The organism is Frigidibacter albus (assembly GCF_009908165.1).
Taxonomy (GTDB): Bacteria; Pseudomonadota; Alphaproteobacteria; order Rhodobacterales; family Rhodobacteraceae; genus Frigidibacter; species Frigidibacter albus.
Genome location: NZ_JAAAUC010000019.1, coordinates 21,660 through 27,776, shown reverse-complemented (window position 1 = coordinate 27,776; position 6,117 = coordinate 21,660). Strand labels below are relative to the sequence as shown.

General features: G+C 65.2%; 4 protein-coding genes. All 4 read left to right on the top strand.

The genetic code is table 11. From position 1 onward, the window contains the following. Positions 1 to 266: 266 nt before the first annotated feature. The 4 genes from GVY41_RS19205 (at position 267) to rpoN (ending at position 6,108) form a co-directional block, all read left to right on the top strand. Positions 267 to 974, top strand: a complete 708-nt coding sequence (locus GVY41_RS19205; protein WP_161348583.1) for an ABC transporter ATP-binding protein — start codon at positions 267 to 269, stop codon at positions 972 to 974. Next, positions 968 to 3,334, top strand: coding sequence for an ABC transporter permease (locus GVY41_RS19200; RefSeq protein WP_161656932.1), 2,367 nt, complete (start codon positions 968 to 970; stop codon positions 3,332 to 3,334). Before GVY41_RS19205 ends, GVY41_RS19200 begins: the two co-directional genes overlap by 7 nt. A gap of 3 nt (positions 3,335 to 3,337) precedes the next feature. Then, positions 3,338 to 4,525 carry an efflux RND transporter periplasmic adaptor subunit gene (locus GVY41_RS19195; protein WP_161348582.1) on the top strand — a complete coding sequence of 396 codons (1,188 nt, stop codon included), beginning with the start codon at positions 3,338 to 3,340 and terminating at the stop codon, positions 4,523 to 4,525. Between the two features lie 251 nt (positions 4,526 to 4,776). After that, positions 4,777 to 6,108 carry an RNA polymerase factor sigma-54 gene (gene rpoN / locus GVY41_RS19190; RefSeq protein ID WP_161348581.1) on the top strand — a complete coding sequence of 444 codons (1,332 nt, stop codon included), beginning with the start codon at positions 4,777 to 4,779 and terminating at the stop codon, positions 6,106 to 6,108. Positions 6,109 to 6,117 lie beyond the last annotated feature (9 nt).

Sequence of the window (6,117 nt, the reverse complement as noted above, 5' to 3'; positions counted from 1 at the left end):
CCGCTCGGTCACCAGCTTGACCGCCTCGATCTTGAACTCGCGGCTGAACTTCCGTCTCGTCATATCCACTCTCCAGGTCAATGGTCACGATCTTATCTTCGCGTCCACGGAACCGGCAGCAGCCCATCTGCCCAGAGAAAGCCGGAGGCGCCCGTGACAGTGCTGCGCCTCGCATCAGTTCGTGGGCTTTGATTGACCCGCGTCAAGGATGACGCGGATGAGGTATGATAGATTTCCGTGAGCGAGGGCGGTGCAGGAGGGTGGCCATGTCAAACTCCATCTTCCGAACGAAGGGGCTGACCAAGGTCTATCGAAGTGGTGCGCAGGAAGTGCACGCCCTGCGCGGGGTGGACTTTCGCGCGGCGCGGGGTGAATTCATCGTCATCCTCGGCCCGTCCGGGTCAGGAAAATCGACCTTCCTGAACATTGTCGGCGGGCTCGATACGGCAACTGCCGGCGAAGCCTGGTTCGGAGATCATCAGTTGACCGCGCTGGATGAGCGGGGGCTGACGCAATACCGGCGCGATCACGTCGGCTTTGTCTTTCAGTTCTACAATCTGGTGCCCAGCCTGACCGCGCGTGAAAACGTGGCGCTGGTGACCGAGATTGCCCGCCATCCGATGTCGCCCGACGACGCCTTGGCGCTGGTGGGCCTGACAGACCGCCGCGACCATTTCCCTGCGCAGCTGTCGGGCGGCGAGCAGCAGAGGGTGGCGATTGCCCGGGCCATTGCCAAGAACCCCGAAGTATTGTTGTGCGACGAACCGACCGGCGCGCTTGATTCAGCCACGGGCATCAAGGTGCTCGAGGCGCTGGCCGAGGTGAATCGCAGCGTGGGCGCGACCACGCTGGTCATCACCCACAATGCGGCCATCCGGGAAATCGCCGACCGGGTCTTGCGCTTTGCCGATGGCAGGATCGTCGAAGAAACCACCAACGCTACCAAGAAAAGCCCGGCGGAGGTCTCATGGTGATCTCACCGCTACGCCGGAAGGTCTTGCGCGATCTGCGCCGCCTTTGGGCGCAGGTGCTGGCAATTGCGCTTGTCCTGGCGGCCGGGGTGGCGACGCTGATCCTTGGCAATGGGGCGTATTCCTCGCTGCATGAAACGCGGGCGCGCTATTACGACGATTATCGTTTCGCCGATGTCTTTGCCGATGTGACGCGGGCACCCCGCGCTCTGCTGGGCGATATCCGCGAGATAGACAACGTTCTGGCCGCCGAAGCCAGGATCGCGAAGCTGGCCCTGCTTGACCTGCCGACCATGGCCGAGCCGGGAACGCTGTTCATGGTCTCGCTGCCCGAGAACGCCGACCGGGGGTTGAACCTGTTGCACTTGCGCCTGGGCCGATTGCCAGATCCACAATCGGCCCACGAGATGGTGGTGTCGGAGGGATTTGCAGCTGCCCACCGGTTACACCTCGGGGCTCGATTGGCTGTGCTCATGAACGGGCAGCGGCGCGAACTGGTGGTGACCGGCATCGCCCTGTCGCCTGAGTTCATCTATGCGCTGGGGCCTGGCGAGATGATGCCCGACCCGCGCCGCTTTGGAATCGCCTGGCTGCCGCGCCCAGCGCTTGAGGCAGCCTTTGATCTGGAAGGTGCATTCTCGAATGTCGTCCTGAAGCTGGCGCCGGGGGCGTCGGTCGACCGCGCAATCGAGGCGCTTGACCGACTGACTGCGCCTTACGGCGGATCAGGGGCGGTGGCGCGAGAAGACCAGATCTCGCACGCCTTTCTGGATGCCGAGTTGAAACAGCTGAGGGCGATGGTCAAGGTCCTGCCGCCGATCTTCCTCATGGTCGCGGCGATGCTGGTCAACATCACCCTTTCACGCCTCATCACGCTGGAGCGCGAGCAGATCGGGCTCTTGAAGGCCATCGGCTATTCTTCGCGGGCTATCGCGCAGCACTATGTGGAATTCGTGCTGGCAATCGCGATGCTTGGGATTGTGATTGGCGTCGCAGCGGGAAGCTGGCTTGGGGCCGGTCTTGCGCAGCTATACGTCCGCTTCTTCTCATTCCCATTCCTGATCTTCACCCGCGATCCGCAGATCTATGGGCTGGCCGCTGGCTTTACCGTGGCTGCAGCAGTGGCGGGGGCATTGTTTGCCGTACGTGTTGCCGTGGCCTTGCCGCCTGCCGCGGCGATGTCACCGCCCGCACCAGCCGACTACCGGGCGCGCATGGCGGGCCTTCGCCGGCTGTTCGCCTTGCGCCAGACCGGGGTGATGGTGGCGCGGCATCTGTTCCGCTGGCCGCTGCGGACTGCGTCCGGCATGTTTGGCGTTGCCATGGCGGTGGCGATCCTTGTGGCTTCGCTATGGTCCTTCGGGTCGATCAACCACATGATCGACGTCACCTTTACCCGTGCCGAACGGCATGACGCGCTGGTCGCTTTCGGAGCCGCCGAGCCGGCTCGCGCGCTGTTTGCCGCCCGCCAGATGCCCGGCGTTCTGGCGGCAGAGCCGTTTCGCGCGGTGGCTGCCCGGATCAGCCACCGCGCCCTGTCGCGCAAGCTGTCAATCATGGGCAAGCCGGAAGCGCCCGTGTTGTCGCGCGTGCTGGCCCCCGATCTGCGACCGATGGCGATGCCGGAGGCGGGGCTGATCCTGTCTGAAGCCCTGGCCGAAGCCTTGGCAGTTCGCCCTGGCGACCGCGTCACCGTCGAGTTTCTTGAGGGGGCGCGCAACACCGTGACCTTGCCGGTCAGCGGCCTGTCGCTGGGCTATGTCGGCCTTGGCGCGGCAATGGAGATTGCCGCACTGAACCGCGCCGCGGGCGAAGGGGCGGTGATCTCGGGGGTTGCCTTGCAGATAGACGAGACACAACAGAAGGCCTTCTATGCCGCCGCAAAGGCCACGCCCAAGACCGGCTTTGTGGCGGTGACCGCCCTGACCGTGGCGCGTTTCAAGGAGACACTGGCCGAAAACATCACGGTGATGATCACCGTCTATGTCGGTCTGGCGGCGATCATCGCCGTTGGGGTGGTTTACAACTTTTCCCGCATCGCCCTGTCTGAACAGGGGCGGGAGCTGGCCAGCCTGCGGGTTCTGGGCTTCACCCGTGGCGAGGTGTCGGGCATCCTTTTTGGTGAATTGGCCACGATTGTCCTGCTGGCACAACCCTTTGGCTGGCTTTTCGGCTATGTCATCGCGTTTGGAATGGTGCAGGCATTTTCGTCCGATCTTTACCGCGTGCCGTTCGTGATCGGGCCCGAGGTCTATGTGACGGCCAGCCTGGTCGTCTGTGCCGCCGCGCTGGCCTCGGCCTGGGCGATCCGTGGACGGATCAACAGCCTCGACATGGTCGAGGTTCTGAAAACGAGGGAATGAGCCATGCGCCGCCTGATCCTTGCGATTGCTGTTCTGGCCCTGCTTGCAGGGGTCGTCTGGGCCTTCCTGCCCCGTCCGGTCGAGGTCGAGGTTGCCGACATTGCGCCGCGCACCCTCGAGGTTGCGGTGGCCGAGGAGGGCGAGGCGCGCATCCGTGAGGTGTTTACCATCTCGGCCGCGATCGGCGGAAAGCTGCGGCGGATTGATCTGCACGCAGGTGACCCGGTCGTCGCGCAAGAAACCGTGGTGGCGGTGATCGGCCCGGCGGCCCCGGCGCTGCTGGATGCACGCGCGCGCAGCGTGGCAGAAGCGACCCGATCTGCGGCACAATCCGCCGTGGATCTGGCTGTGGCCCAAGTGACACAAGCCGAGGCCGCGCTTGAGTTCAGGACCGCAGACGCTGATCGGTCCCGCGCGCTTTTTGGACGGTCGGCCATCTCTCAGCGGGTGCTGGACACCGCCATTCTGGAACAGCGAACTGCCCGGGCCGCCCTTGACAGCGCCAAGGCCAATCTCGCCGTGCGCGGACGCGAGTTGCAAAGCGCCGAGGCCGTACTTGGCACCGGCGATCCCTACGGTGCCGAAGCCTGTTGTGTCGACATCATCGCCCCGGTTTCGGGTAGGGTGTTGCGGGTGCTGACCGAGAACGAGCAGGTGGTGCAGCCCGGGACCCCGATCATGGAAATCGGCAATCCCGGCAATCTCGAGATCGCGGTGGATCTATTGTCACGCGATGCCGTACGGGTGCGCGAGGGGTCAGAGGCGCAGATCACCGGCTGGGGCGGCGCGCCCATCGCAGCACGGGTCGAGCGCATCGAGCCTTCGGCCACAACCAAGGTTTCGGCGCTTGGGATTGATGAGCAGCGGGTCATGGTGATTCTGAACCTGCGCGGCGATCCGACGGATTGGCAGCTTCTGGGCCACGGGTTCCGCGTCATTGCCCATATCACCCTGTGGAAGGGCGACGCCGTGTTGACGATTCCGGTCGGCGCCCTGTTCCGCGACGGGTCTGACTGGGCAACCTACGTGGTGCAGGACGGGCGCGCGCGGCTGCGGATCATCACCTTGGGCGAGCGCAATGAGAGCTTTGCACAAGTGCATTCCGGGGTCGCGGCCGGGGATCAAGTGATCCTGCACCCCAGCGACCTGGTCGCGGAAGGCACAGCCGTAAGCCATGGGTCCGATCAGTAGCATGTGATGCAACCTCGGGTTTGACCACAAAAAGAATGACAGGATGACACCATGCCCCATCCCCGCCTGACGTTTCACGGCGCCGCCCGTTCGGTGACAGGCTCCCGCTTTCGGCTGGAAACTGGTCACGGAGATATCCTGATCGACTGCGGGTTGTTCCAAGGGTCGAAACCGAAAAAGAGATGAACTACCGCCCCTTCCCGCGACTTGCGCGCGGTGTTCCGCTGCCGCAAACTGACGGAATGCTTGGCTTGCCCGCCCTTGAGATCAAACCTGCACGCGCACTGGCGATGACGCAGGATCTGCGCGCCGCGATCGGGCTGCTGCGCTGCACCAATGCTGAGCTTTCGGGCGAACTGGAACGGTTGGCGGGTGGCAACCCATTCGTGCAGATCGTGCCCAGCCCCGTCCAGCAGATCGCGTCGATTTGGCAGGACACGCGGACAGTGCCTGCGGTGGCGCGGCCGCCGGTGCTGCCGCCTCCACCCCGCGGGTTGGGCCAGATCTCGGTCGAGCAGGCCGGGGCCGGCGCGCCGGGGCTGCACGACCATGTGTGCAGGCAGATCGGCATGATGTTCCGCGACGAGGACCAGCGTCGGCTGGCACTCTGCTTTGCCGAGGCGCTGGAGCCGACGGGCTGGCTGGGCTTGCCAATTTCCAGCATTGCGGGGGCCTGCGATGTGCCTCTGCAAAGCGCCGAAGCTGTGCTGGCACGGCTGCAGCAGGTGGAGCCGGCCGGATTGTTTGCACGCTCGCTGGCGGAATGCCTGAGCTTGCAAGCCGTCGATCAGGGGTTGATGACGCCAGCCTTCGCCATTGTCCTGCAGAACCTGCCGATGCTGGCAAAGGGCGATCTGGCAGGGTTGGCGACGCTCTGTGCGCTATCCGAGGCGGATGTCCGCGACATCCTTCTGGCAATCCGGCGGCTGAACCCGAAGCCGGGCGCAAGCTTCGATCCCGCGCCGCCGCGGGCCGTCGAGCCGGACATGATCTTGCGGCGCTGCCCGTCGGGCTGGGTGATCGAGCTGAACCGGTCCACCTTACCGGGGCTGGTGGTACAAGATCCGGCCGGCCCGGAGGCCAGCGCCGAAAGCCGGCGTGCCGCCGAATGGCTGCACAGCGCGGTGGACCGGCGCAATGCGACCACGCTGAAAGTGGGGCAAGAGGTCGTGCGGCTTCAGCTGGCCTATCTGGAGGGTGGCCCGGTCGATCTGGTGCCGATGTCCTTCGGCTCGGTCGCCGCGTCCGTGGGCGTGCATGAGACCACGATAAGCCGGGTGACGGCGGGGCTGCTGGTCTCGGCGCCGGGGCGGGGGTTCTTGCTGCGCGAGCTGTTCAGCAATGCCTTGCCGCGGACCGGCGGCGTGGGCGGGATTTCGGCCGCCGCGGTCCGCCACCAGATTGCCGCGCTGATCGCGGCCGAGCGGCCCGAGGCACCGCTGAGCGATGCGGCGATAGCGGCGCATTTCCAGGCTCAAGGTGTCACATTGGCACGGCGCACCGTCGTGAAGTATCGCGAGATGCTGAAGCTTCCTGCCGCCGCGCGTCGCCGCGCGCTGGTGCGGCAGGCCCCGGGCACGTAAGGCCATACC